We start from the raw sequence: 25,132 nt of genomic DNA on the forward strand, positions 1-25,132 counted from the left end.
GGGGCTGTCCCTCCGGGCCCGCCCCCCCCCCCCGACACACCTGCGGGGGGGGGGCGCGGCCCCCCCCGCGTCCCGGGGGGGGGGGGGGGGGCCGGCCCCCCCCCCCCCCCCACCCCCGCCTGCCCAGACCGTCCGAGGACCCCAGATGCACGCGCCCACCCAGCGCCGGAAGACCACCGTCGCCGCCCTCCGTACCGTCGTCCTGGCCCTGCTCGCGGCCCTCGCGATCGCCGGGCCGCTCACCGCCCCCGCCCAGGCCGCCGACGGCGACGTCACCTGGACGGTCCGCACGGCCCCGAACAGTTACGGCTCCGACCGGTCCAGCTTCGGCTACGGCATCAACCCGGGCGGCCGGATCGAGGACGCCATGGTCGTCGCCAACCGCGGCAAGGACCCGCTCACCCTGGCCGTCTACGCCGCCGACGGCTTCACCACCGAAACGGGCCGGCTGGACCTGCTCACCAGGGACAAGAAGTCCGTCGGCGTCGGCGCCTGGGTGCACGCGGGCCGCGACAGCGTCGTGGTCCGGCCCGGCAGGACCGTCCGCGTCCCCTTCACCGTGTCCGTCCCGGACAACGCCACACCCGGCGACTACGTGGGCGGCATCCTCACCTCCCTGAAGCAGTCCGACGACGCCGCGGGCATCAACGTGGACCGCCGCCTGGGGATCCGGGTCAAGCTGCGCGTCAGCGGCGAACTCAAGCCGCGCCTGGAGATCGAGGACCTCAAGGTGAGCTACGACGGCACCCTCAACCCGTTCGGCAAGGGCGACGCCACCGTCGGCTACACGATCCACAACACCGGAAACGCGATTCTCTCGGCCCGCCAGACGGCCTCGCTGGCCGGGCCGTTCGGCCGGCTGCGCGCCGACGCGGACGCCGTCGCCGCGCCGCCCGAGCTGCTGCCGGGCGAGAGCTGGAAGGTGACGGTGCCCGTGCACGGTGTGACCCCGGCGTTCAGGCTGACCGCGACGGCCACCCTCACGCCGCTGCTCACCGACGCGTCCGGCTCCACCACCGCGCTCAAGCGGGTCGAGGCCGGCGCGGGCGGCTGGGCCGTGCCCTGGACGCTGCTGCTGATCGTCGTCGTGCTCGCCGCGGCCGTCGCCGCCTGGCTGGTGCTCGCGCGCCGCTCCCGCGCCCGGCGCAGGCAGCGCGAGGACGCCCGGGTGCGGGACGCCGTCGAGCAGGCGCTGCGCGAGCAGGAGACCTCGGCCCCCTGAACCGGCACGCCGGGTGCGGCGACGACCGCGTGGGCGTCAGCGTTCCACGGTCGGGTCCCAGGCCGGCCGCATGGCCTTGGCGAATTCGTCGATGACCGTGTTGCAGAACGCGGGCAGGTCCTTGGGGCTACGGCTGGAGATGAGCTGCCCGTCGACGACGACCTCCTCGTCGAGGACATCGGCGCCCGCGTTGCGCAGGTCGGTGCGGATGCTGGGCCAGGACGTGACGCGCCGGCCCCGCAGCACGTCCGCCTCGGCGAGCGTCCAGGGGCCGTGGCAGATCGTGGCGACCGGTTTGCCGGTCTCCATGAACGCCTTGACGAAGGCCACCGCGTCCGGGTCCATGCGCAGCTGATCGGGGTTCATGGTGCCGCCCGGGAGGACCAGCGCGTCGTAGTCGCCGACGGAGGCGTCGGCGACCTTCCGGTCGACCGAGAATGTGCCCGCGGCATCGATGTCCATCTGACGTGCGCTGATCTCGCCGTCGTGGAGGGAGAGCAGTTCGGTGTCGGCCCCGACGCCGTGCAGGGCGCCGCGCGGCTGTTCCAGTTCGACGCGCTCGACCCCGTCGGTGGCGAGGAAGGCGACCTTGTGGCCGCGGAGTTCGTCGGTCATGTTCGGCTCCTTGCATCGGGACGTGCCGCACGGCACGTGTGTGCCACACCCTGTCCGGGGTATCCCCCCGCGCGAGAAACATGCACGACGGACACCGAAAACCTGCGGCGCTGCGGGTGGGTTTCTTCGGTGCGGGTGCGTTGTGGCCGAGCGCGCAGTTCCTCGCGCCCCTGGGTGGGTGCAGCGGGCGCGTGAGCGCACAGGTACCGGGGATGGTGGAGGCCGTGCGCCGTTGGGGTTCCAGGTGCGTTGTGGGCGAGCGCGCGGTTCCTCGCGGCCCTGGGTGGGTGCGGCGGGTGCGTGAGCGCATGGGTGTCGGGGGTTTGTGGGTTGGTTCAGGGGGTGGTGGGTGTGAGTAGGGCCAGTTCGTCGCCGAAGCCCAGGAGCAGGTTGCCGTCCGGGAACGCGGCGAGGGTGCGTACCCCGTAGGGGACGGGCATGGGTGGGGCGGCCTCGCACAGCGCGGCGAGATCCCAGACACGTACGGAGCCCTCGCCGCCGCTGACGGCCAGGGCGCGCCCAGCGCGGGAGGTGACCGCGAGGGCCGAGACGCGGCGGCGGTGGCCGCGCAGGGCGTCGCCGATCGGCCGGCCGGTCGTGAGATCCCAGACGCGGAGCGAACGGTCGTGCCCTGCGCTGGTGACGGCGACCGGCCGGCCCTCGACGACGGCCGTCACCGCACCGTCCACGCCGCGCCGGTGGCCGGCCATGGCCGGGCCGAGCGGGCTGCGGTCCGTCAGGTCCCAGCGGCGGACGGTGTGGTCCGCGTGCCCGGTGACCAGGACCGTACGCCCGTCCACCAGGGCGCTCGTGATCACCTGCACACTTCGCCCACCCATCGTGAACGGCGGGCCGTCGGCTTCCCCGGACGCCAGGTCCCACACCCGCACGGTCCCGTCCCGGCCGCCCATGAGCACGCGCACGCCGTCCGCCACCGCGGCCGTGGCGAGCGCCCCGGGCCACGCCTCAGGGCAGTCCAGCGGCGCCGCGGTCTCCCCGCCCGTCGCGAGATCGCTGATCCGGATCACGTCGTCCTCGCCCGCCGAGAGGACGAGGGTGCGGCCGGCCACGACCGCGGTGGTCACCGCATGGACCGCGCCACGGTGACGCGTCAGTGTGCGGGCGGCCCGCGGCCCGTCGGCCGCTTCCCAGCCGCGTACGGTCCCGTCGAGCAGACCGGCGACGGCCAGCCGGCGTCCGTCGAGGCAGGCCGGGGCCAGTGCCGTCACCGTCCCGTCGTGGTCGGCCGGCGCCTCCCCGTCCCGACGCCGGGCGGCCGGCTCCCAGCCGCGGACCAGGCCGTCGAAAGCCCGTGCCACCAGGACCGGCCGCCCGGCATCCGCTGCCAAAATCACCTGCTCCACCGGCTGGTGGTGGCCGGTGAACGGGTCGGCCAGCTGCCGTCCGGTGACCGGATCCCACGCCCGGACCGTGCGGTCCCGGCCGCCGGTGACCACCAGCGTCCGGCCGCCCCAGCGCGCCGCCGTCACCGCGTCGACCCGGCCGCCGTGCCCGGCGAGGGGCCCGCCGAGTCGTCGGCCGGTGGCCAGGTCCCACACCCGCGCGGTGGTGTCCTCGCTCGCGGTGACCGCCAGCACCCGGCCGTCGTCCTCGGTCACCGTGGCCACCGCCGTGACCGGGGCCCTATGGCCGGCGAGCGGTGCGCCCACGGGGCGGGTGGTGAGCAGGTCGCGGACCAGTACGTCGCAGTCGTCCCGGCCGGCGGTCACGGCGAGCGGGCGGCCCCGCACCACGGCGGTCGCCACGCAGACCACCCAGCCGCTGTGCCCGCCCGCCGCCTCGGCGAGTTCCCGGCCGGCGGCCAGGTCCCAGGAGCGCACCAGGCCGTCCCAGCCACCGGTCACCACGACCGTGCGGCCGTCCACCTCGGCGCTCGCCGCCGTGGTGATCCGGCCCCGGTCGACGACCAGGGGGGCGCCGGCCCGTTCGCCGGTGCGCAGGTGCCAGGCCCGCACGGTGTCGCCGTACCGGCCGGCGTCGGGCAGGCCGTCCGGGCCGTGCCGCTCATGACCGGTGAGGACCAGCGGTGCGCCGACCGCGTCGAGCACCGCCACCACCCGGGCGCCGTGACCGGCCGCGAACCCGGCCACGCGCTCGCCGCTGAGCACGTCCCGTGCGCGGACGCCGCCGTAGCTGTCGGTGTCCACGGCCACGACACGTCCGTCCAGTTCGCCGAGGACCGGCTGGAGTCCGTCGCGGTCCAGCACGGCGAGCAGCCGTTCGTCCGCCTGCCGGCCGGTGGCCCAGGCCACCCGCCACGCTGCCGACGGCTGCCGGTACGCCGCGTCCGCGGACGTCGGGAGGGCGGTGAAGGCGGCGGCCAGGTCCGGACGGCCGAAGCGGGCCGCCTCCAGGGCCAGCAGCCGGGCGCGTTCGCCGGGGTCCGCGTGCCGCAGCAGGTGCATCACGGAACGGTAGACCGCCGCGGTCCGCCGCTTGTGTGCGTCCGCGCCGGCCGGGGGCAGTGCGCGCAGCACCTCGTCCGGCGCCGCTCCGGCCCAGAACGCCGGGTCCGCCCACGCCGGTTCGTTTGCCACCACTCGTAACTCCCTTGTCCAGCCTGGTTCTCCCGATGAGGGTATGACGGTCCGTCACACGGGTCGGCGCCGTTGCCCGCGGCGGGGGCCGCGGCCGGTGTCCGCGTTCAGGGCCGGCACGGTGCCCTTGTCGGTGCCGACGTAGACGATGCCCTCGGCGAGCACCGGGGGCGTCCCGGAGCCGTCCAGCGCGTGCCGCCACCGGACCGTGCCGTCCGCCCGCGCGACCTTGAACAGTTTGCGCCCCGCCTTGGTGGTGACGAGCCAGGCCGAGGCGCCGCTGATCGCGACGGACGAGGCACCGTAGGCGCTCGGCAGTTGCCACACCGGGGCGCCGGAGTCGGCCCGGCAGGCGTAGGCGCCGCCGTGGCTGTCGCCCACGAGGACCAGGCCGCCCAGGACGGACGGGGTGCCGTCGATCACGCCGGCCGTCCAGCGTGCCTCGTACGTCCATCCCTGTCGCTCGGCCAACTGCCGCCTGCTCTCGGCCCGTCGGCGCAGATCCGCCCGGCCTGCCATGCCCACCCCCACCGTCTCGGAGAACAGTGTGTATCACGAGGCGTGTTCAGGTTCCGGTTCCCGGGTCCGCCCGGCCCGAGTGGCCCGCGGGTGCGCGGTGGGGTAAGGTCGATCTTGAGCGCGGCGGTCAACACCGGTTCGCGTGTGGTGCGTTGGTGGTCCAAGGAAAGACGTCCCGCTTCCTGCGGGGAGATGCAGGTGCAAGGCCTGCCCGGCGCTCGAACCAGGTCCCGTCCCCGGCATACCGGGGACGGGACCTGTGGTGTTCCGCGCCCGCCGCCGGCCGGTGGCCGGTCATCCGGCGCAGCGCTACGACCGTGTGTCCCGGTCGGCGGGGCGCACGCCCAGGTAGGAGTCCCTCCGGGCGGCCACGAACGTCTCCACGGTCTCGGCGGGTACGCCGGTGACGCGCGCGATGTCGTCGGACGCGCGGTCGTAGCGGCCCTCCCGGTGCAGCCGGGCCATGGTCGCGATGTGCTGTTCGGTGTGCGGCGGCAGACCCGCACGCGCCAGCACCTCCGCCCGCCACCGGTCGAGCGGCACGTCCACATACGAGACCGGGCGGCCCAGCGCCCGGGAGTACTCCTCGGCGATCTGCGTCATGTCGAGTGTGCGCGGCCCGGTCAGCTCGTAGACGTGTCCGACGTGCGGGGCCGGGTCGCGCAGCACGGTCGCGACCACCCGGGCCACATCGGCCGCGGCGACCGGTGAGGTGCGCCCGGTGCCGAAGGGCAGCTCGATCGTGCCGCGCGCCCGGATCGACCGTGCCGCCAGCGTCGTGAACAGCGGATTGTCGAGGAACGCGGTCGGCCTGATGTGCGCCACCGGCAGGCCCGACCAGTTCAGCACCTGCTCCGCCAGCCAGTGCAGCCGCTGCTGCCGCGACTCGCCGACGCTGGTGGCGGTCATCTGGGACACCGTCATCTGCGACATGCCGACCAGGCCGTCCAGTCCGCCGTACGCGCGCGCCACCGTCGCCACCACGGTCGCCGCCAGCAGATGGTCCGGTGACACGGGCATCGCGAAGTACATCCGCGCGACCCCGTCCAGGGCCGCCGCGACGGTCTCGGGCCGGGTCAGATCGCCGGTGACCACCTCCGCGCCGAGCGCGCGCAGCCGGGCCGCACGCCCGTCGTCATGGCGGACCAGCGCACGTACCGGCACGTCCAGGGCGCGCAGCCGCTCCAGTGCCCTGCGGCCCACGTCACCGGCGTGGGCGATGAGAACCAGACTGTCGGCAGCCATGGGCCGGTCTCCTTCCCGCCCCCGTGACCTTCGGTCAGGGTGCCGAGCGCCGGCGGGGCGTCGGCTCCCAATCTAGGACGGACCGGCCGGCCGTGGCGTAGTCGAGGACGCTCCGCCCCGCACCGGACAGCGGCGGCGGACCGGGCCCGCCGGCCCTCCCACCTGGGCGCCCGGCCTGCCGCCCGGCCGGCTGCCGGGTCCTCGGGCCGCCCGCTCGACCACCCGGATGGCGGACATGTGCCCAAGGCGGGCGGCGGGCGGGTGCGGTGCCCGGTTGCCGGGTGGGGCGGGTGCGCCTTGAGTGGAGCCAGCGCGCTCGGGGCGACGGGCGCGCCACGCACACGTAGCAGCGGCACACACGTGCCAGCGGCAGCACAGGTACCAGCGGCTCGCACACGTACCAGCCGGGAGCGGCCCGAACCGGAGGCATCATGTCCGACATCCCCCCGCCCATCACGCCGTACCTCGAACCCGCCGCCAGGGAGCTGGCCGAGGCCACCGACGCGCACCCCCGTATCTACGAGGTGCCGCCGGAGCAGGGCCGCGACATCCTCAGCGGGCTGCAGAGCGGCGAGGGGGTCCGGCGGCCGGAGGTCGACGAGGAGTGGGTGACCGTCGACGCCGGGAAGTGGGGACGGGTGCGCACCAGGATCATCCGGCCCAGCAAGGCCACCGGTACGCTGCCCGTGGTCTTCTACATCCACGGCGCCGGCTGGGTGTTCGGCGACGACCAGACACACGACCGGCTCTTTCGCGAACTCACCGTCGGTGCGGATGCCGCCGGCGTCTTCCCGGTGTACGACCGCGCCCCCGAGGCGACGTACCCGACCCAGGTCGAGCAGAACTACGCGGTCGGCCGGTGGCTCGCCGAGCACGGGGCCGAGCACGGCCTCGACCCGGGCCGGGTGGCCGTGGCCGGCGACTCGGTCGGCGGCTGCATGTCGACCGTGTTCGCGCTGATGAACAAGGAACGCGGCGGCCTCGACCTCAAGGCGCAGGTCCTGCTGTACCCCGTCACCGACGCCGGCTTCGACACGCCGTCCTACCGGCAGTTCGCCGAGGGCTACTACCTCACCCGCGACGCCATGATCTGGTTCTGGGACCAGTACTCCGAACCCGCCCAGCGGACCGAGGCGTATGCCGCGCCCCTCCAGGCGGGCCTCGATCAGCTCAGGGGCCTGCCCACCACGCTGGTCGTCACCGATGAGGCGGACGTCCTGCGGGACGAGGGCGAGCAGTACGCCAACCGGCTGCGCGAGGCGGGTGTGGACGTCACCGCGGTCCGCGTGGCCGGCATGGTCCACGACTTCATGATGCTGGACAGCCTGCGCGACACCCACGCCACGCGCGTCGCCCGCCACCTGGCCGTCCAGGCACTCCACCGGGCCCTGCACGGCAGCTGACCGCGCGCGCCGAGGAGGCGTGACCGGGTGCCGCCGAGTGCGCGGCGGCACCCGGCCCCGGCCGCTGCCGGGGCGGGCGGCTCAGGCCGTCAGCCGGGCGAGCACCGAGCGCATCGCGCGCCGGACGGCCGCACGCGCCTCCTCGGTCGGGTCAAGGGTCTCGAAGCCGTGCCGGCCGTGCGGCACGTCGACCACCTCGACGTCCGCGCCGCACCGTCCGGCCGCGGTCAGGAACTCCTCGACGGTGGCGGCGATCTCCGGTGTCTCCCGGCCCGCCCGGGTGAGGACGAGGGGCAGGGCACCCGCGTCCGTCACCGCGTCGGCCGGGCGGAACCGGCCGCCGGCCAGCCCCCAGTTGGGCAGTGGCGCCAGCACCGGGTAGCTGGCCGCCACGCAGCGCAGCCACGCCGGGGGCGTCCGCAGCCAGTCCGCCAGAAGCAGTCCGCCGCCGGAGAAGAACCACAGCGCGACCCGGTCGGCGGCCACCCGCGGATCGGCCCGTACGCGTTCCACCGCGGCGGCCACGTCCGCGGCGGCGCGCGCGTAGTCGGTCACGTCGTGCAGCCGGTGGTCGACGGTCGCGCCCACCACGCCCTGCCCGGCCGCGTACCGGGCGTATCCGACGAGGCTCGGCCAGTCCCGCGGCGTCGGACGGGCCCCCGCGGGCAGCGGGCCGCCGTGCACGAACACCACGGCCGGCCGCGGTCCTGGGGCGTCGGGCAGATGGAGGTCGACGTTCTCCCGGCGCTCACGCGGTCGTTCGGGCACGTCCAGGAGGAACGGCCGCAGGTGCGCGGGCGGTTGTGCGGTGCCGGCCGGCTGCAGGCGGTGCCCCCCGCCGGCCGCGGCCCGCAGCAGGACCTCGGCCAGTTCGGCGGGGCAGGACAGCATCGGCCAGTGTCCGGTGGGCAGTTCGAAGAAGGTCACCCGCTCGTCGACCAGGGCCGCCAGTGCGGGATCGCCGAAGTCCACCAGTTTCTGGACCAGTTCGATGCCACTGCCGTTGCCGGTGCACAGCACGCCGGTGGTGGGCACCGAGGCCGCGGCGCCGGTCAGCCGCAGCGGCTGGAGCAGGGTGTGCAGCGGCTGCGGCACGGCGCGGGCCGTGAGCCGGTCGAGCGCCGCGTCGGGGATTCCCGCGGTGCTGCCCCAGCGCTGCCACCGGTCACCGGACGGTGGCTCCAGCACGTCGCCCGCGCCCGCTGTCGCGGCGCGTGCGGCGAGCCGCGCCCGCAGTTCCTGGTCGGGTACGGCAGCCAGGGCCGGCCGGCCGTCCTGTGGCAGCGCCCCGTCCACGCACACGATCCGGGCGATGCGCTCCGCAAGCCGGTCGGCGGCGCCCAGCGCCGGATGGATGCCGTAGCCGTGGCCGACCAGCACGATCTCGCCGTCCGCCGACCGGTCCACCGCGTCGATCGCGGCGACCACGTCCGCGACATGGGTGTCCAGATCGACCCGGCACCCCGCTCCGTCGTCGGCCGCGCCCGGCCCGGTGAGGGCGAGAGCGTGCGCCTCGGCGCCCGCCGCGGCCAGCCGCGCGGCCGTCTCCTCCCACACGTGTGCGCCGGTGAACACGTCCGGCACCATGATGAACACGGTCATGGCCCTCTCCTTGGCACGCGGTCGTCGCGGGCCGGCCCCGTCGCCCGGCCCGCGCTCGCCGGTACCGTAGGAACTCCCCCGGAGGGAGATTCAACTGTCCATGTCGTACGACGGCCTGTGGAGCATCGGCGAACTCGCCGAGCAGGCGGGCGTCACCGTCAAGACCGTCCGTTTCTACTCCGACCGCGGCCTGCTGCCGGAGACCTCCCGCAGCGCCGGCGGCCACCGCCGCTACGGCCCGGAGGCGCTGGACCGGCTGCGGCTGATCCGTGCCCTGCGCGCCCTCGACCTGCCGCTCCCCCAGGTCCGCCGCATCCTCGACCAGGAAGATGATCAGGACCAAGGGGACAACGACGGGGGCAGCGCGCTCGAAGGCGCCGTCGCGGAGCGGCTGCGCGCCCTCGGCTCCCAGCTGGCGGCCCTGCGCTGGCGGGAGGCGGCGCTGCGGCTGGTGCAGGAGTCGCCGCCCGGTCTGCGGGCCGAGCGGCTGCGGCTGATCGGTGCGCTGGCCGTGCCGCCGAGCACCGCTGCCATGGCCCGGTTCTGGCGCGCCTGGCTGCCGGCCCGGATGCCGGCCCCGGCGGTGGCCGCGTTCCTGGACGTGGCGGTCCCGTCCCCGCCCGACGACCCCACCCCGGAGCAGACGCTGGCCTTCGCCCGGCTGCACGCCCTGACGAGCGGCCCGTGCACCGGCACCGGACCGACCCAGCCCGCGGCGCACCGGGCCGCGGGTGCCGAGGGGTCGGCCGTGCTGTACGCGGGCCTGGCCGAGGCGTACGAGCTGGCGGGCGTGCAGCTGCGCCGGGGCCGGCCGCCGCACCCGGGCGAGGCGCTGGACGGTTTCGTGGCCGCCTACACGAGCGCGTACGGCACCCGGGACACCCCCGCGTTCCGCCGTCTGCTGGCCGGGCAGCTCGCCGCCGATCCGCGGATCGACCGGTACTGGGAGCTGACGGCCGTGGTACTGACCCCGCCGGGCCGGCAGCCGGCACCGACGCCCGGGTCCGCGCACGACTGGCTGCTCGCGGCGCTGGCCGCGCAGAGCGGCGGCACGGCCCCGGGTCCGCCGCCGTCGGCTCCGTCCGGCGGTCGCCCACCGGCACCCCGGAGGGCCCGTTAGGTGTGGGGCCTCGGCGCCGTGCGGGTGCGGGTGGTCCGACCTGTGCGGGTGCGGAGGGGCCGTCTCGCCGCGGCCATCTCCGGATGAGATGACCGTCATCGGGATTCATCGCCGTCTACGGGGAAGCAATGCGGGCCGCCGAGTGCTGGTCAACCCGAGGGCACCGACGACGCTGCCAGACCGTCCGCCCTTGCCACCCCGGCCCGTCCCCGCGAAGAAGGCATCGTGTCCCACTCACCGGATCTGACCGAGCAGCGCCGCACCTCCGCTGCCGCCGCCCCCGGCTCCGCCGGCGTCCCGGGCTGGCTGGTCGCCCTGCTGGCCGTCGCCACCGGTATGACCGCCGCCAACCTGTACTACGCCCAGCCGCTGCTCGCGGAGCTGCGCGACGTGTTCCAGGTGAGCGAGGCCGCCGCCGGTCTGCTGATCACGCTCACCCAGATCGGCTACGTCATCGGCATGCTCTTCCTGGTCCCGCTCGGCGACCGGCTGGAGAAGCGCAGCCTGGTCACCGTGCTGCTCGCGGTGACCACCGCCGCCCTGCTGGCGGCGGGCCTCGCGACCGGGTTCCCCATGCTGCTGGCCGCCTCCCTGGTCAGCGGCGCGACGTCCGTCGTCGCCCAGATACTGGTGCCGTTCGCCGCGAGTCTGGCCCCGGACCACACGCGCGGCCGGATCGTGGGCCGGGTGATGAGCGGCCTGCTCACCGGCATCCTGCTGTCCCGGACGCTGAGCAGCCTGGTCTCCGACGTGGCCGGCTGGCGCGTCGTCTACCTCGGTTCCGCGGCCCTGATGGCGGTGCTGGCGGTGGCCCTGTGGATGGCACTGCCGCAGCAGGCGCCCACCATCTCCGTGCCGTACCACCATGTGCTGCGCTCCACCGCCGCCCTGCTGCGCGCCCACCCGGTGCTGCGGCGCCGCGGCCTGTACCAGGCGGCGATGTTCGGTGCCTTCAGCGCCTTCTGGACCACCGTGTCCTACCTCCTGACCGGCCCGCGCTTCCACTACTCCGCCGTCGGCGTCGGCATCTTCGCGCTGGTCGGGGCGGCCGGGGCGGCCATCGCGCCGCTCGCCGGGCGCTGGGCGGACCGGGGGCTCGTCCGGCCCATGACCGGCGGCGCGTTCGCCGCAGCCGTGGTGGCCTTCGCCGTCGCGGGGTTCGGGCAGCACAGCATCGTGTTCGTCGCCCTGGCCGCCGTCGTTGTCGACATGGCCGTGCAGACGAGCCTGATCCTCGGCCAGCACACCGTCTACCAGCTCGACGCGCATGCCCGAGCCCGCCTCAACTCGGCCTTCATCGCCATGTTCTTCCTCGGCGGTGCCCTCGGCTCCCAGCTCGGCTCCTTCGCCTACCGCGCAGCCGGCTGGGGCGCGGTGAGCGCCTTCGGCGCGGCCCTGCCGCTGCTGGCCCTGCTGTACTGGCTCACCGAGCGCCGCGGCACCCCCGCCGGATCACCACAACCCGCCTGAAGCGACCGGCAACCGTCGTCGGCGGTGCGGGCCCGGCCCCGGCAGCCCGTCGCCGCGTCGTAGCAGGTCCGGCTCAGCCGGACGGCCGTCGCACCGGTGGGACATCACCTTGGGACCGGCGGGCGCCGACGCGGCACCCACGCCGCGGACGACGGGCCGGCCGCGTTCCAGATGGCCACGGCGCCCCCACGCGGAAGGTCGGCCAGGGCGAACTTGAGGTCGGGCTCGGCGGTGCGGGCCTGGTCGACCAGCGTCTTCATGCCGGCCAGGCTGCCCGGGGCGTCGCCGTCGAACCCACCCCGGCCGGCGTCGTTGTCGCCCCGTGGCGGATCGGTCGATCGTCCGGCCTGTGTGACTCCCTACGCGCCTGGCGGTGCGCCGAGCGTCACCTCTGCGGGCCGATGGGACACCTCGGCAATTCTTGAGCGAGCGATCCAGATCGGTTACGGTGGGCGCATGGCACGGACCCGGGAATTCGACACCGAGGCGGCGGTGAGCCGCGCGATGGAACTGTTCTGGACGCGCGGCTACGAGGCGACGTCGGTGCGCGACCTGACGGCCCACCTGGGCATCGGACAGGGGTCGCTGTACGCCGCGTTCGGCGACAAGGACGGCCTGTACCGGGCCACGCTTGAGCACTACCGGGCCACGCTCGCGGCGGCGGCCCTGCGCAGCCTCGACGAGGGGGCCGACACCCGGTCGGCGATCCGCACGATGCTGGTCGAGCGGATCCGGATCGCCGTCGACCACGGCGGCCGGGGCTGCCTTCTGGTCAACGCCGCCTGTGAACGCCTGCCGGGCGACCCGGCGACCGGCCGCCTCGTGCGTGACGTGCTGAGCGCAAGCCAGGAAGCGCTCACCGACGCGCTGCGCGCGGCGGCCGAGCGGGGCGAACTCGCGCCGCGGCACGACCCGTACACCCTCGCGGCCTACCTCGTCACCTTCCTCAACGGCCTGCTGGTCTCCTCGAAGATCACTCCGGACGCCCGCTCCCTGGAACCCCTCGTAGAGGTCGCACTGGCGGCCCTCGACTGACATTTCCACGCCCACGATCGACCCCATGGTCGACTTCTCGCCATCCGCCGTCTTTTCATGCCCGAAATCTGTAACGTACGATCCAGATAATTCGGAGGACACGATGCCCCCCTCATCCACCCCCACCACACCCGCCCTCGGCGGCAGCCGGTGGCACACCTTCCCGGCGGCGAGCAGCATGACCGCCCGCGAGTTCTTCACCGGCGCCGAACCTCTGCTGCAAGGCACCATCGACGCCCTCCCGAGCCCCGACTTCGACGTGCTGCGCGCGCAGATCCACGCGACGCTCGGCCTCGGCACCCGGGAGACCTCCCTGCCGCTGGCCATCGGCCCAGGCAGCGCCCGCGCGGCCCGTGAACTGGGCGCGCAGGCCGAGTCCATCGGCCGCGAGCTGGCGTCCTGGACGGTGGCCGCCCTGGCCCGGCTGCGCGGCCACCGCACACCGCCGCCCGCGGGCCCGCTGGTCGTACGCAGCCACTGCTACGGCCATCTGCTCACCCGCCCCGCGGCCGAGCTGCTGCTGGGCAGCGCCGGCGACTCGGTCGCGATGCAGCTCTACAACGAGTGGCTGCACCAGATCGTCCTGCTGCGCGACGCCCTGCTGCCCTTCGCCAACTGGCGGGAGGTGCCACTGCTGGTCACCGCGACCGGGCTGCTCCACACCGAGCAGGCCCGCGACCGCTTCCTCACCGAACTCCTGGTGCGCCGGATCCGGCACTCCAGCATCGTGGACTTCGCCCGCCACGTCGTCACCGGCGCCTCGGGACCCGCCGGCTACGGGTTCGACGCCGACGGCGGCACCGTCTGGCCCACCGTCGTGGACGGAGCGCCCCGCACCGCCCCGGGTTACCTGCTGACCTGGCGCCGCGACCCCGCCGCCGCGGGCATCGCCACTTACGTCGCCGAGCCACGGGACTACTACGCCGCGCCGCGCACCCCGGCCGGACAGCTGCCGCCCGCCACCGCGGCTGCTGGGCCCCTCACCGCCCGTGTCGTCGCCGACCGGGCCGCGGACGGGACCCGTACCGCCCGCATCGAGGTCACCCACGACGGCGCCACCGCCCGCGTCGACCTCGGTCAGGCCCTGCGCGGGCACCGCTTCGCCCGGCGCCGCGCCGCCGCCGACGCCCCGGCCGCCGACGGCGTCGGCACCCTCGATCCGTGGGCCGTGCTGCGGGCGCCCGGACTGGTGTCGGCCGAGGCAGGCGGTATCACCGTGGACGCCACCGGCCAGGCCGACCTCATCGTGCTCGCCCTGCTCGGCAGGCTCTACCCGGACCACGTCGTCCTGCGCTCCCCCGGCCGCGACGGCGACCCCGGCGGGCCGGGCGGCCTGCTCATCGAAGCACGGGGCCAGGACAGCGGCGGCCGTCCGGACGGCCCGACGCCGGCCGTCCGCTGATCACCCCCGAACCGAACGGCTCCGCCCACACATCCGGAAGGACCAGCAAGGCCATGATGTTCGACCACCGCCAAGAGCCCGTCCGCACGGGCCGTGCCGCGGTCAACGGCACACAACTGCACTACCGGACCGCCGGGTCGGGCCCGGCGGTCGTGCTGCTGCACGGCGTGCCCAAGACCGGCTACCACTGGCGGCACCTCGTGCCGAAGCTGACGCCGGAACACACCGTCGTCGTCCCGGACCTGCGCGGCCTCGGTGACTCCGCCCGTCCCGCGGACGGATTCGACTCCGTGACCATGAGCGACGACATCGCCGCGCTGATGGCCGCTCTCGGCCACGAGACCTACGGCGTGATGGGCGAGGACTGGGGAGCGGTGATCGGCTACCAGCTCGCCGCCCGGCACCGTGACCGCGTCGACGCCCTGGTGTTCGCCGAGGCGCTGTTGCCCGGCTTCGGCTTCGAGGACCACACCGCCCTCACCCCCGAGAACGTCACGGGCGGCATGCACCTGTGGCACCTGGGCTTCTACTTCCAGCCGGACGTACCGGAGATGCTGATCGCGGGGCATGAACGCGAACTCATCACGTACATGCTGAAGACGGAACGCAGCCACCCCGACACCGCCACACCGGACGCGGTCGACGAGTACGTGCGCTGCTATTCCATGCCCGGCGGCATCCGCTCGATGCTCGCCGTGTACCGGGCCATGCTCGTCGACGCCGAACAGAACCGGCAGACGGCGCGGAAGAAGCTGGACGTCCCGGTCCTGGCGCTGGGCGGAGCGGAGTTCATCGGCGAGCGCAATGAGGCCCAGATGCGGCTCATGGCCCACGACGTCACCGGTCATGTCTTCGCGGCGGGCCACGACCTGGCCGAGGAGGTGCCCGACGAGGTCGCCGACGTGGTGCTGCCGTTCCTCGCCGCACGGAGGTAACCGCACGGAGACGGCCGGGCGACGGGAGCCGGACGGAGACAGGCGGGCGACGGAGGCCGGGCGGAGGCCGCCGGGCGGAGACGGCCGGGCGGAGACGGCCGGGCGGAGACAGTCGGGCGACGGAAGCCGGGCGGAGACAGGCGGGCGGAAGCAACCCGCCAGGCCCCGGCCCGGCCCCCGCCCGCTCGCCGCCGGTACGCTCCACCCGGTGGGGGGTGCCGGGGAAGGGAGCGGGCGGGGGCATGGCGGGCACGGGGGAACAGGACGGGCAGGACACCGGGCGGGCGGGAAGCGGTCCGTGGGCGCCGTTGGCGCACCGGCCCTTCCGCCGTCTGGCGGCGGGGCGGCTGCTGGTGTACTTCGCCAATGCGATGGCCCCGGTCGCCCTCGCCTTCGCCGTGCTCGACACGACCGGCTCGGCGACCGACCTGGGCCTGGTGGTCGGCGCGCGTTCGCTCGCCAACGTGGCGCTGCTGCTGGTCGGCGGGGTGGTCGCCGACCGGGTGCGGCGCACACTGGTGCTCCAGGGCTCTGCGCTGGCCGCGTCCGCGGTGCAGGCGGCCATCGCCGTGAGCGTGCTGCTGGAGACGGCGTCGGTTCCGCTGCTGATGCTGCTCAGCGTCCTCAACGGCGCGCTCGCCGCCATGTCGTTGCCGGCGTCCGCGGCGCTCACCCCGCAGACCGTGCCGTCCGAGCTGATCCGCCCGGCCAACGCCGTGATGCGGATGGGCATCAACCTGGGTGCCATCGCAGGCGCTTCGCTGGCCGGCGTGGTGGCGGCCGTCCTCGGTCCCGGCTGGGGCCTGGCCGGCAACGCGGTGGCGTTCGGCGGCGCGGCCGTGTGCTTCCTGGGCGTGACGGTGCCCGGGGCCACCGGGAAGGCCGCGCCGGGCGAACGGGCCCGTCCCCTGCGCGAACTGCGCGAGGGCTGGCGGGAGTTCACCGCCCGCCGCTGGGTATGGCTCGTCGTCCTGCAGTTCATGGTGGTCAACGCGGTGATCGCAGGTGGTGTGCAGGTGCTCGGCCCCGGCATCGCGGACGACACCTTCGGCCGCGGGCTGTGGGGCGCGGTTCTGGCCGCCCAGATGGCGGGGGCGCTGGTCGGCGGCATCTTCGCCGCCCGGTCCCGGGTCCGGCACGCGCTGCTGCTTGGCGTGGCGCTGACGGCGGTGGAGGCGGTGCCGCTGGTGATCCTGGCCGAGGCACCGCACGCCCTGCTGCTGGGCGTCGCGATGTTCGCCAGCGGGCTGGCCCTGGAACAGTTCGGGGTGGCGTGGGACGTCTCGTTGCAGGAGAACATCCCGCACGACCGGCTGGCCCGCGTGTACGCGTACGACGCGCTGGGCTCCTTCGTGGCGCTGCCCCTGGGCGAGATGACCGCAGGACCGCTGGCCCACCGCCTGGGCACCGGCACCACGCTCCTGGCAGGGGCCGCCCTGGTGGCCGCCGTCACGGCGGCGGCCGTGTGCAGCCGTCAGATCCGCACCCTGACGACGGGCCGCACCCCGGCGGCGGCCGGAACACCCCACATGGCCGGGACACCGCACGCACAGGAGACACCGGAGACCCCGGGCACGACCGAGGCGCTGCCACGGTGACGCGCGCCGCGGGCATCCCCGGTTGATGGCCGCCCAGGTCCACAACCGGGCGCCGGGCAGGGCGCTTTGCGTCGAGTAAGAAACAGCACGTGCGGTATGCCAAACGGCATGGAGAACGGCGGGAGCGCCCTGCCGGGGCTCAGACCTCGGCGGTCGCCAGGGCGGCCCGGCGCGCATGTTCCGCCTCTGCCTCGCGTACGACGCGGGCGCCGCGGTCGGGCGCGGTGTCCAGCCTGACCAGCGCCGCGGGTGTGGCGACGGCCGGCAGCATGTGGTTGTACAGGACGGAGACCCGCTCGCCGAGGTCGCTCCAGCGGGAGGCGGCCTCGGAGAACGCCTGCGTGCCCAGCCAGGCCCCGAAGAAGCACTCGGCGGTCTGCGCGGGCTCGACGTGCGGCAGCACCTCGCCCCGCTCCCGGGCCTCCGTCAGCAGCGCGGTCGACTGCTCGATCCAGGCCGGCCAGGTACTGCCGAACAGAGTGCGTCCTTGCAGGTCGCCGGAGAGCCGGATGCCCGCCCGCAGGATGACGTCCCGGGGAACCTGGTGCGCCAGCGTCATGCCGGTGTCCACCCACTCCTGCAACTTCAGTTCGCGCGGCACGCGGTGGTCGCGGGTGATCCGCGCCTCGATCACACCGCGCGCCAGTGCTTCCTTGGAGCCGAAGTGGAAGTACAGGGCGCCCTTGGTCACCCCGGCCCGCTCCAGGATCTCCGCGATGGTCGCCGCGGCGTAGCCACGCTCGGCGAAGACCGAGGCGGCGGCCTCGATAACAGCACGGCGGGTCCGAACTGCACGCTCCTGCCGTGCCATGGGACCGCTCCTTTGGTGAAAACCAAACCGAACGTGATGCACCTTACCCCAATCGGCCGCCACCGCCCCGGCGGTGATCCACGGCCACGGCCCGTCAGTCTCCGGTGCCGCCCGGGCGGCTGGGCGCGGGGCCGGCGCCCTCTCGGCGGATGAGGGAGCGGGCTCCGATGCGTCCGCCCCGAAGGGGCTGCCCGCCGCTTCGGCGGTCGGCGTCCGGGCGGCGGCCCTCGCGATCGGAGTCTCCGTGCCGCACGATCGGCCGACTCACCGCGCGGCTCGGCGCGTTGGCCCGCGCCGCCCCGGCCGCCGACCGGTCGAAGCGGTAACACACCGGACACACAAGGGCGTTGACGCCTTCCCGTGATGATCATAGGCTTCCCGGCCATCGCCACCGGCCCGGCCGGCGCCCACGCACCAACTCGCCGCGTGCGTACGGCCGTCCGTCGCCGCCCCTCGTGCGGCGGGCCGGCGGGCGCCGCTCGACCCGCACCACCTGCACCATCCCGAAGCCAGTACTCCGGAGGAGCATGTGAAGAGACGTCGCGCGGCCGCCTGGGCCGCCTCCACACTCGTCACCACCCTCGCGCTGACCGCCGCGCTCACCCACCCCGCCACCGCGGCGCCCGACGCCACGGCGCGGACCCGGACGGCGGTCGCCACCGCGACCGACCCCGTCACCCACGCGGAGAACGACCGCGTCCCAAAGGGCTCGGTCTGGACGCAGCACTACTTCCCGTCCTCGGACCGCTCCGGCACCGAACTGCACGCCGATGTCCTGCTGCCCGAGGGGCTGCGCAAGGGCGCGAAGGTGCCCGTCATCGTGTCGGTCGGCCCGTACTTCGGGCACTTCGGGCAGACCGGTCCCGAGGGCTGGACGCACACCGGACCCTCCGCCCGGTTCCAGGACTTCATCGAGGGCACCGACCTGTTCGCCCGCGGCTACGCCTTCGTCATGGTGGACCTGCGTGGCTTCGGCGGCTCCACCGGCTGCCTCGACTGGGGCGGTCCCGGCGAGCAGGCCGACGTCAAGGCCGCCGTCGACTGGGCCGCGCGCCAGCCGTGGTCCACCGGAGCGGTGGGCATGTACGGCAAGTCCTACGACGCCGTCACCGGTCTGATCGGCAACAACCTGGACCAGAAGGCGCTCAAGGCCGTCGTCGCCCAGGAGCCCGTGTGGGACATGTACCAGTACATCTACTCCAACGGTGTGCCCCGCCCGAACGTGACCGGCACCGCGAACGCCTACAACTCCATCGCCACGACCGCTCCGTTGGCGGACGACGACCCCCGGTACCAGGCCAACGCCCGATGGGAGGACGCCCACCCCGAGTGCCTGACGCAGAACTCGGCCGGGTACCGGATCGCCGACCAGTGGGACGAGCACTGGACCTCCCGCGATCTGGCGAAGACGGCCAAGGGCTCCGACACCCCGCTCTTCGTGACCCAGGGCTTCATCGAGAACAACACCAAGCCCGAGGAGATGCAGCAGTACCTCGACAACCACGTGGGCCCGGAGCGCGGTTGGCTCGGCCAGTGGGACCATGTGCGCGGCGGCGACCGCACCGCCGACGGGCGCCTCGCGATGGGCCGCGAGGGATGGTACGACGAGACGCTGTCCTTCTACGACCGGTACCTCAAGGGCATCAAGCCGAAGGTCCGCTACCCGGCCTACGCCATCGAGGACTCCACCGGCGCCTGGCGCGGCCGGCACACCTGGCCGGTCGTGGAGCGGTCCGCCACCCTGCCGCTGGGCGGCGGCGCGTACGTGGACGACGGCGGCGCCTCGGCCCGTACGTCCCTGGCCGCGGCCGGCGGTCCGGCGCCGAAGGCGCTCGCCCAGCCGTCGGGCACCTGGGACATGGAGAACGCGCCCGCGATCGAGCCGGCCGGCTTGCAGGCCCTGCCCGACGCCACGGCGAAGCTCCAGAAGTCCGGCGCGGTCACATCGAGCTTCTTCGTGTGGTCCGAGCCGGTCCGCAAGGCCGTACGCGTCACCGGCACCCCGCGGATCTCCCTGACCGCCAAGGGCACGGGCAACATCATGCTCAAGCTGTACGACGTCGCCCCGGACGGCACGGCCGTCATGTTCGACGAGCAGGTCTCCCTGCTGGACTCGGGCCGGCTGAGCGTCGATCTCAAGGCGACCGACTGGACCCTCGCGGCCGGGCACGTCCTGGCCGTGGAGATCGGCTCCATCCAGACCGGCTCGTGGCGCGACACGCCCTCGGGCGAGACGATCTCGGTCAAGGGCGCGCACCTGAGGCTGGCCCTGGACGACCCGGCCGACGACATCGCCACCGGCGGCGACCGGTCCCCGTTCCTGGACACCTATCTGCGCCAGTACACGGTGGAACTGCCCGCGGGACGCCCGACGTTCACGGTGCCCTCCGGCAGCCGCCGCTGACCCATCGGCCGCTGCCGACCGCCACTCCGGGTCGCGCCCGGGGTGGCGGTCGGCGGGCACCGGCCCCCGCGCCCGTCGGCACCACCGGCCGCTCCCCCGTGCCCGCTCGTAGGCCGGCAACGTGTCGCCGGTGCCGTTACGGGACGCGCGCGCCGGCGTCCCGTGTCAGCCTGGCCACGAGGCGTGGCAGCGCGAGCCGACCCACGGGAGGAGCTGTGCACTCCGACAGACACGACAGGCGCGACGGACACGGCAAGGACCGCAGGCACGGCAGACACCTCAGGCACGGCGAAGACCGCGGGCACGGCACGACCGGCGCGGACGCGCGGACACCTCCCGCGGCCGGCCCCGACCGCAGACGCTTCCTCGGTGTGTGCGCGGGGATCGGGCTGTCCTCCATGACGGCCGCCGCATGCACGCCCTCCGCTCCCGCGCCGCGCCCCACACCCGCCGCGCACCGGGCCGAAGCGGAGCGGGACCGTCCGGGCACACCCGATTGGCGCATCCGGTCCCGGGGCCCCGACACCGCCATCGCCGGGTACGCGGACCGGTCCAGCGTGACGCCCGGTGAGGAGTGCGGACTGCACGTGTCGACGACCGCCGGGGCCTTCCGTGTCTCGGCCTTCCGGATCGGCTGGTACGGCGGTGCCGAGGCCCGGCTCGTCTGGTCGTCCGGGCGCGTGCCGGGCCGCGCCCGTCCCGGACCCCGCTTCCTGTCCGGCACCCGCACGGTGCGCGCCGCCTGGCCCCGCACCCTCACCTGCGACACGGCCGACTGGCCGGAAGGCGCGTACCTGCTGCGGCTCGACGCGGACACCGGCCACCAGCACTACATCCCGCTGGTCGTCCGCTCCACCGAGGGCACCGGCCGCACCGTCCTCATGCACGCCCCGGCCACCTGGCAGGCCTACAACCGGTGGGGCGGCTACAGCCTCTACAACGGCGCCTCGGGCGCGTACGCCACCCGTTCCCTGGCCGTCAGCTTCGACCGTCCCTACGACGGCGACGGCGCGGAGAAGTTCCTCGTGTACGAGCGGGCGGCGGTGGTGCTGGCCGAACGGCTCGGCATCCCGCTCGCCTACACCACCGGCACCGATGTGCACCACGACCCGGCGGTTCTGCACGGCGCGACGACGGTGATCACGCTGGGCCACGACGAGTACTGGACCCCGCAGCAGCGCGCCCATCTCACCCGGGCCCGGGACTCCGGCACCAACATCGCCTTCCTCGGTGCCAACACCTGCTTCCGGCGCGTACGGCTCGAACAGGGCGACACCGCGGCCGACCGCATCGTGGTCTGCTACAAGTCCTCCGTCCGCAGCGACCCGTACTACACGACCGAGCCCGCCCTGGCGACGACCGACTTCCGCCTCGCCCCGGCGGCCGACCCCGAGTCGTCCCTGACCGGGGTGCTGTACGAGGGCTACCCCACCGACGCGCCGTACGTCGTGCACGCCGCCGACCACTGGCTGTACGACGGGACCGGCGTGCGTCCCGGCGACGCGTTCGCGCACCTCGTCGGCGTCGAGTACGACCGGGTCACACCCGGGCCTTCGGTCCCGGCGCCCCTGGAGATCACGGCCCACTCCCCGCTCGTGTGCAACGGCCGCCCCAGCCACAGCGATTCCGCCTACTACACGGCCGCCGGCGGCGCGGGCGTCTTCGCCACGGGCACCATGCGCTGGGTGGAGGGGCTGATGGCAGGTACCCCCGACGGTGGCCGCGACCACGGCATGGACGCCCGCACCCGCGACTTCGTCACGCGTACCACGGAGAACCTTCTGCGTGGCTTCGCCCAGGGCCCGGCCGCACGACACCGGCCCGCACCGCGCCCGAACACCGAGGAGGTGTACCGCAACGCCGGGGTGTGAGACGGCGCGTCGACTGCACCGCGTGCGACGACGCGCGGGGACGGCTCAGACACTCAGCGCGACCGCGGCCCCGACACCCCCGAGCCCGAGGGCGACGGCGGCTTCGGGCCAGCCTCCGTCGCGCCAGGGGAAGTACCGGTCGAGGGCCAGCCGTCCCGGACCGATGGCGGCGATGGCGATGGCGACGACGGCGATGCTGATGTTGTACTCGACGCCGCCGTCCTGGTCCCACAAGCCATGGGCACCGCTGACGGTCACCATGGCGTTGATCATCACGCCGACGACTGCGGCGGCGGCGGCGAGCGGAGTGCACAGCCCGACGGCCAGGCCGAGGCCGCCGACGAGTTCGGAGAGTCCGCCGATCACGGCGAAGACCTTGCCCGGGTGGTAGCCGGCGGCGTCGAAGGTCTTGCCGGTGGCCGTCAGGCCCGGCCCGCCGAAGAGCCCGAACAGCTTCTGCGCGCCGTGGCCGGCCAGCAGCACTCCGAAGGTCAGTCTGATCAGCAGCAGTCCCCAGTCGCCGGCGCACAGCCGGGACGCCGTAGGGGATCGCACCGCCGGTTCCATGGACTTCTGGGTCAAGTCGGTACCGCGCTTCACCATCGCACCTGTGTTCCGCTCGGGTCGCCGGTACGGCTCCTGCTCCCCCGCCCGAAGGCACGGACGCGCCACCCTGCCGCGGGACGCAATGCCTCCCCAATGTCATGCTCCCGCAACACCGCCGCCCCCGCACCTCGACGGCGTGAAGTCGCGACGATCATCTACCCGGCCGCTGAACGGAGTTCCTCTGTACGTCAGCAGGAGTTGAGCAACGAACCGTACGTTCCGCTCATGTCGAACAGATCGCTCAGCACCTTCTCGGCGGCGACGCTCAGCTCCGCCGCACTCGTCCTCGGGGTCGTCGTCACCCCGGCGGGCGCCGACCCGACCGCGTCCGGCGCCGCCGCACCGGAGAACCGGCCCGTGGTGGCCGAGGACTTCTCCGGCACCGCCCTGCCCGCGGGGTTCACCGCGGTGGAGGGCACCTGGCAGGTCAAGGACGGCCGGTTGTACGGCACTTCGGCCAACGCCAACCAGCAGAGCCGCATCACGTTCGGCGAACACCTCAACGACTTCCGCATCGAGGTCACCGCACGGTTCGAGTCCGTGAACGACTCCGCCCGTTGGACCGCGATGGGCCTCGACGTCCCCGCCGACGGCGCCGTGCCCTGGCAGATCGCCACCATGCGCAGCGGCACGACCGCCACCAACGGCCTGGAGTTCGCCCAGCGCACCACCGCGGGCGCCTGGAACGTCACCGACACCAACGCCGCGCCTTCGGCCGCCGGCACCGGCCGCGACGTACGGATCGCCGTCGAGGTGCACGGCGCCAAGGCGCGCTGGTACTTCAACGGCACCGAGGCCATGCGGACCAGCAGGCTGGCCCGTTCGGCGCGCGGCGTGGAGGCCCTGGTCGTCAACGGCGCCACCGTCTCCTTCGACGACCTGAAGGTGACGGAACTGCCCGCCGAGAGCCACCTCCGTCCCGCGGGCTCCCCGCTGACCGTGATCGCGCACCGCGGCGCCTCCTCGGCCGCCCCGGAGAACACCCTGGTCTCCGACGAGATCGCCCGGCGCGGCGGAGCCGAGTACATCGAGAACGACGTACAGCCGAGCAAGGACGGCGTCCCGTACGTGCTGCACGACGGCACGGTGGACCGGACCACCGACGGCATCGGCCTCATCCGGAGCCTGACGTCCGCTCAACTGGACGCGCTGGACGCCGGTTCGTGGTTCGCACCCGTCTACAAGGGCACGCGTATCCCCACGCTGGCGGCCCAGTTGGCGGACCTGAAGAGCCGCGGCGGCGACCTGCTGCTGGAGATCAAGGGCGCCCACACCCGGGACGAGGTCGCCACGATCGTCGGGACCATCCGCGACCACGGCATGACCGGCCGGGTGTTCGTGCAGAGCTTCGACGTCAGCGCGTTGCGGTACACCCACGAGCTGGCGCCCGAACTGCCGCTGGGTCTGCTGCGGGACTCCCTGGACGCCGACCCGGTGGCCGTCGCGAAGGAACTGCACCTCTCGGCCTACAACCCGTCGGACGGCGCCCTGTCCAAGAAGCCCGGCGTGGTGCGGGACCTGCACGCGGCCGGGGTCGCGGTGAACGTCTGGACGGTGGACAGCGCGGCCCGCTGGCAGGCGCTTGAGGCCGCCGGAGTGGACGGCATCATCACCAACCGTCCGGCGGAGCTGGCCGGTTGGAACGCCGCCTGGTTGCAGCGCAAGAACGAGACCCCGGACGCGCCGGCCCTGAGCGTCACCTCGCCGGCCGGCGGCGCCCGGCTCGACCGCGCGCAGGCACCGGTCGTCGCGGTGCAGTCCACCGGCGCCGACAAGGTCACCCTCACCCTGGACGGCGGCCCCGTCGGCGCCGGCAAGCCCCTCGACCTCTCCGGGCTCGCCGCCGGTGAGCACACCCTGCGCGCCGAGGCCACCGGTCCCGGCGGCACCGCCACGGCCACGTCGGTCTTCACCGTCGAGGCGTCCCGGACCGGTCTTGCCCACCTGATCCTGACCTCGGGCGCCAAGAACCATGCCGTGGCCACGCTGACCGGCATGCTCGGCCGCGCCGACTACAAGCAGCTCGCCAAGTGGGCCGAGCGGCACGCCGGCCGGGCCGGGCTGTCCGGCGACCGCGCCGCTCTGATAGCGGCCGAGGCGTCCGCCCTGGCCAGGGCCTGACACAGCCACCGGCCGGTCGCCGTCAGCCGGCGTCAGTCGGCGTTCAGGACCGCGAAGCCGGCCTCGCCCTCGTGGAATTGGGCGAACAGTTCCGCGAGGGTGGCCGGGCCGGTGTGGTCGATGAGGAGCACCGGCTGTTTCACGCCGTCCCGTTCGGGGGGTACGAAGTCGGTGACGAGCGCGCGGCGCAGCAGGATGACCCAGTCGTCGTCCGCCGGGTCCGCAGCGAGGGCGGCCAGGTGCTCGTGCAGACCGTCGGTGCGGTCGGCCAGATCGGCGGCGAGCACCTGCCGGGAGGCCCGGATACTGACCGACAGCCGGTCACCGCTGCGTTCGTAGCGTGCCGACAGATCGAACGGCAGCAGATAGAAGACGCCCTCCTCACCCTCGTGCCCCCGGTTCAGGAGCACGGAGACCATGCGCTCCCCGGGATCCTCGGACGTCACGTCGACGGAGAGGAGCACTCCGGTCTCCTCCGGGCCGAACGGCGGAACTGCGGTGATCCATATGCTGGGTGAGTCTGGTGAGTGGATCATGCCGGGCATCCAAGCACACGCCTGTGACAGGCTCCGGTGACAGAACGGCGGGGCGGCAC

Annotated in this window: 20 protein-coding genes; 11 read left to right on the forward strand and 9 right to left on the reverse strand. The window is 74.2% G+C overall.

Annotation, left to right across the window (positions count from 1 at the left end; translation table 11 throughout):
• The first annotated feature begins 145 nt into the window (after positions 1–145).
• Entirely contained in the window at positions 146–1,222 is a 1,077-nt protein-coding gene (locus tag ACFYTE_RS35360; protein WP_388719475.1) for a WxL protein peptidoglycan domain-containing protein, read from the forward strand.
• Positions 1,223–1,258: 36 nt separating this feature from the next.
• On the opposite strand, the gene ACFYTE_RS35365 is transcribed toward ACFYTE_RS35360, so the two are convergent.
• The 4 genes from ACFYTE_RS35365 to ACFYTE_RS35380 all read right to left on the reverse strand — a co-directional run bounded on the left by ACFYTE_RS35365 (position 1,259) and on the right by ACFYTE_RS35380 (position 6,159).
• Complete coding sequence (locus tag ACFYTE_RS35365) at positions 1,259–1,837, reverse strand: type 1 glutamine amidotransferase domain-containing protein (protein ID WP_388719477.1); 579 nt, start codon at positions 1,835–1,837, stop codon at positions 1,259–1,261.
• 335 nt (positions 1,838–2,172) lie between these two features.
• On the reverse strand, positions 2,173–4,395 hold the full coding sequence (locus ACFYTE_RS35370; RefSeq protein WP_388719479.1) for a WD40 repeat domain-containing protein: 2,223 nt from the start codon (positions 4,393–4,395) through the stop codon (positions 2,173–2,175).
• Positions 4,396–4,449: 54 nt separating this feature from the next.
• Positions 4,450–4,914, reverse strand: coding sequence for a PQQ-binding-like beta-propeller repeat protein (locus ACFYTE_RS35375; RefSeq protein ID WP_388719481.1), 465 nt, complete (start codon positions 4,912–4,914; stop codon positions 4,450–4,452).
• A gap of 309 nt (positions 4,915–5,223) precedes the next feature.
• A complete protein-coding gene (locus ACFYTE_RS35380; protein WP_388719483.1) occupies positions 5,224–6,159 on the reverse strand; it encodes an NAD(P)H-binding protein in 936 nt (311 codons plus the stop codon).
• A gap of 431 nt (positions 6,160–6,590) precedes the next feature.
• Here ACFYTE_RS35380 and ACFYTE_RS35385 point away from each other — a divergent pair, with 431 nt between their 5' ends.
• Positions 6,591–7,562: an alpha/beta hydrolase gene (locus ACFYTE_RS35385; RefSeq protein ID WP_388719485.1), complete on the forward strand. Its 972-nt coding sequence runs from the start codon at positions 6,591–6,593 to the stop codon at positions 7,560–7,562.
• A gap of 81 nt (positions 7,563–7,643) precedes the next feature.
• On the opposite strand, the gene ACFYTE_RS35390 is transcribed toward ACFYTE_RS35385, so the two are convergent.
• Positions 7,644–9,164 carry an alpha/beta hydrolase gene (locus ACFYTE_RS35390; protein WP_388719487.1) on the reverse strand — a complete coding sequence of 507 codons (1,521 nt, stop codon included), beginning with the start codon at positions 9,162–9,164 and terminating at the stop codon, positions 7,644–7,646.
• 94 nt (positions 9,165–9,258) lie between these two features.
• Here ACFYTE_RS35390 and ACFYTE_RS35395 point away from each other — a divergent pair, with 94 nt between their 5' ends.
• Positions 9,259–10,284 carry a MerR family transcriptional regulator gene (locus ACFYTE_RS35395; RefSeq protein WP_388719593.1) on the forward strand — a complete coding sequence of 342 codons (1,026 nt, stop codon included), beginning with the start codon at positions 9,259–9,261 and terminating at the stop codon, positions 10,282–10,284.
• A 225-nt stretch (positions 10,285–10,509) separates the two neighbouring features.
• Positions 10,510–11,754 (forward strand): MFS transporter, encoded by a 1,245-nt coding sequence (locus tag ACFYTE_RS35400; protein WP_388719489.1) that lies wholly within the window; start codon positions 10,510–10,512, stop codon positions 11,752–11,754.
• A 104-nt stretch (positions 11,755–11,858) separates the two neighbouring features.
• On the opposite strand, the gene ACFYTE_RS35405 is transcribed toward ACFYTE_RS35400, so the two are convergent.
• Positions 11,859–12,014 carry a hypothetical protein gene (locus tag ACFYTE_RS35405; RefSeq protein WP_388719491.1) on the reverse strand — a complete coding sequence of 52 codons (156 nt, stop codon included), beginning with the start codon at positions 12,012–12,014 and terminating at the stop codon, positions 11,859–11,861.
• A 196-nt stretch (positions 12,015–12,210) separates the two neighbouring features.
• Between ACFYTE_RS35405 and ACFYTE_RS35410 the strand changes: the two genes are divergently transcribed.
• The 4 genes from ACFYTE_RS35410 to ACFYTE_RS35425 all read left to right on the forward strand — a co-directional run bounded on the left by ACFYTE_RS35410 (position 12,211) and on the right by ACFYTE_RS35425 (position 16,724).
• Positions 12,211–12,789, forward strand: a complete 579-nt coding sequence (locus tag ACFYTE_RS35410) for a TetR/AcrR family transcriptional regulator (protein ID WP_388719493.1) — start codon at positions 12,211–12,213, stop codon at positions 12,787–12,789.
• A gap of 103 nt (positions 12,790–12,892) precedes the next feature.
• A complete protein-coding gene (locus ACFYTE_RS35415; RefSeq protein ID WP_388719495.1) occupies positions 12,893–14,191 on the forward strand; it encodes a hypothetical protein in 1,299 nt (432 codons plus the stop codon).
• Positions 14,192–14,244: 53 nt separating this feature from the next.
• Complete coding sequence (locus tag ACFYTE_RS35420; protein ID WP_388719497.1) at positions 14,245–15,126, forward strand: alpha/beta fold hydrolase; 882 nt, start codon at positions 14,245–14,247, stop codon at positions 15,124–15,126.
• A gap of 242 nt (positions 15,127–15,368) precedes the next feature.
• Positions 15,369–16,724, forward strand: coding sequence for an MFS transporter (locus tag ACFYTE_RS35425; RefSeq protein WP_388719499.1), 1,356 nt, complete (start codon positions 15,369–15,371; stop codon positions 16,722–16,724).
• A gap of 139 nt (positions 16,725–16,863) precedes the next feature.
• On the opposite strand, the gene ACFYTE_RS35430 is transcribed toward ACFYTE_RS35425, so the two are convergent.
• A complete protein-coding gene (locus tag ACFYTE_RS35430; RefSeq protein WP_388719501.1) occupies positions 16,864–17,535 on the reverse strand; it encodes a ScbR family autoregulator-binding transcription factor in 672 nt (223 codons plus the stop codon).
• A 529-nt stretch (positions 17,536–18,064) separates the two neighbouring features.
• Here ACFYTE_RS35430 and ACFYTE_RS35435 point away from each other — a divergent pair.
• Both ACFYTE_RS35435 and ACFYTE_RS35440 read left to right on the forward strand, forming a co-directional pair.
• Positions 18,065–19,939, forward strand: coding sequence for a CocE/NonD family hydrolase (locus ACFYTE_RS35435; RefSeq protein WP_388719503.1), 1,875 nt, complete (start codon positions 18,065–18,067; stop codon positions 19,937–19,939).
• A 398-nt stretch (positions 19,940–20,337) separates the two neighbouring features.
• On the forward strand, positions 20,338–21,810 hold the full coding sequence (locus ACFYTE_RS35440) for a N,N-dimethylformamidase beta subunit family domain-containing protein (RefSeq protein WP_388719595.1): 1,473 nt from the start codon (positions 20,338–20,340) through the stop codon (positions 21,808–21,810).
• Between the two features lie 45 nt (positions 21,811–21,855).
• On the opposite strand, the gene ACFYTE_RS35445 is transcribed toward ACFYTE_RS35440, so the two are convergent.
• Positions 21,856–22,377, reverse strand: a complete 522-nt coding sequence (locus tag ACFYTE_RS35445) for a DoxX family protein (protein WP_388719597.1) — start codon at positions 22,375–22,377, stop codon at positions 21,856–21,858.
• Positions 22,378–22,641: 264 nt separating this feature from the next.
• Between ACFYTE_RS35445 and ACFYTE_RS35450 the strand changes: the two genes are divergently transcribed.
• Positions 22,642–24,537 (forward strand): glycerophosphodiester phosphodiesterase, encoded by a 1,896-nt coding sequence (locus ACFYTE_RS35450; protein WP_388719505.1) that lies wholly within the window; start codon positions 22,642–22,644, stop codon positions 24,535–24,537.
• Positions 24,538–24,569: 32 nt separating this feature from the next.
• On the opposite strand, the gene ACFYTE_RS35455 is transcribed toward ACFYTE_RS35450, so the two are convergent.
• Positions 24,570–25,073: a hypothetical protein gene (locus ACFYTE_RS35455; RefSeq protein ID WP_388719507.1), complete on the reverse strand. Its 504-nt coding sequence runs from the start codon at positions 25,071–25,073 to the stop codon at positions 24,570–24,572.
• Between the last annotated feature and the right edge of the window lie 59 nt (positions 25,074–25,132).

This window comes from Streptomyces sp. NPDC004629, from assembly GCF_042873595.1.
GTDB lineage: Bacteria > Actinomycetota > Actinomycetes > Streptomycetales > Streptomycetaceae > Streptomyces.

What these genes read in the sequence shown, in the direction of transcription:
- ACFYTE_RS35360 (WP_388719475.1), top strand. Translation starts at nt 146, where the DNA reads ATGCACGCGCCCACCCAGCGCCGGAAGACCACCGTCGCCGCCCTCCGT.
- ACFYTE_RS35365 (WP_388719477.1), bottom strand. Translation starts at nt 1,837, where the DNA reads ATGACCGACGAACTCCGCGGCCACAAGGTCGCCTTCCTCGCCACCGAC.
- ACFYTE_RS35375 (WP_388719481.1), bottom strand. Translation starts at nt 4,914, where the DNA reads ATGGCAGGCCGGGCGGATCTGCGCCGACGGGCCGAGAGCAGGCGGCAG.
- ACFYTE_RS35380 (WP_388719483.1), bottom strand. Translation starts at nt 6,159, where the DNA reads ATGGCTGCCGACAGTCTGGTTCTCATCGCCCACGCCGGTGACGTGGGC.
- ACFYTE_RS35385 (WP_388719485.1), top strand. Translation starts at nt 6,591, where the DNA reads ATGTCCGACATCCCCCCGCCCATCACGCCGTACCTCGAACCCGCCGCC.
- ACFYTE_RS35390 (WP_388719487.1), bottom strand. Translation starts at nt 9,164, where the DNA reads ATGACCGTGTTCATCATGGTGCCGGACGTGTTCACCGGCGCACACGTG.
- ACFYTE_RS35405 (WP_388719491.1), bottom strand. Translation starts at nt 12,014, where the DNA reads ATGAAGACGCTGGTCGACCAGGCCCGCACCGCCGAGCCCGACCTCAAG.
- ACFYTE_RS35410 (WP_388719493.1), top strand. Translation starts at nt 12,211, where the DNA reads ATGGCACGGACCCGGGAATTCGACACCGAGGCGGCGGTGAGCCGCGCG.
- ACFYTE_RS35415 (WP_388719495.1), top strand. Translation starts at nt 12,893, where the DNA reads ATGCCCCCCTCATCCACCCCCACCACACCCGCCCTCGGCGGCAGCCGG.
- ACFYTE_RS35420 (WP_388719497.1), top strand. Translation starts at nt 14,245, where the DNA reads ATGATGTTCGACCACCGCCAAGAGCCCGTCCGCACGGGCCGTGCCGCG.
- ACFYTE_RS35425 (WP_388719499.1), top strand. Translation starts at nt 15,369, where the DNA reads ATGGCGGGCACGGGGGAACAGGACGGGCAGGACACCGGGCGGGCGGGA.
- ACFYTE_RS35430 (WP_388719501.1), bottom strand. Translation starts at nt 17,535, where the DNA reads ATGGCACGGCAGGAGCGTGCAGTTCGGACCCGCCGTGCTGTTATCGAG.
- ACFYTE_RS35440 (WP_388719595.1), top strand. Translation starts at nt 20,338, where the DNA reads ATGACGGCCGCCGCATGCACGCCCTCCGCTCCCGCGCCGCGCCCCACA.
- ACFYTE_RS35445 (WP_388719597.1), bottom strand. Translation starts at nt 22,377, where the DNA reads ATGGAACCGGCGGTGCGATCCCCTACGGCGTCCCGGCTGTGCGCCGGC.
- ACFYTE_RS35450 (WP_388719505.1), top strand. Translation starts at nt 22,642, where the DNA reads ATGTCGAACAGATCGCTCAGCACCTTCTCGGCGGCGACGCTCAGCTCC.
- ACFYTE_RS35455 (WP_388719507.1), bottom strand. Translation starts at nt 25,073, where the DNA reads ATGATCCACTCACCAGACTCACCCAGCATATGGATCACCGCAGTTCCG.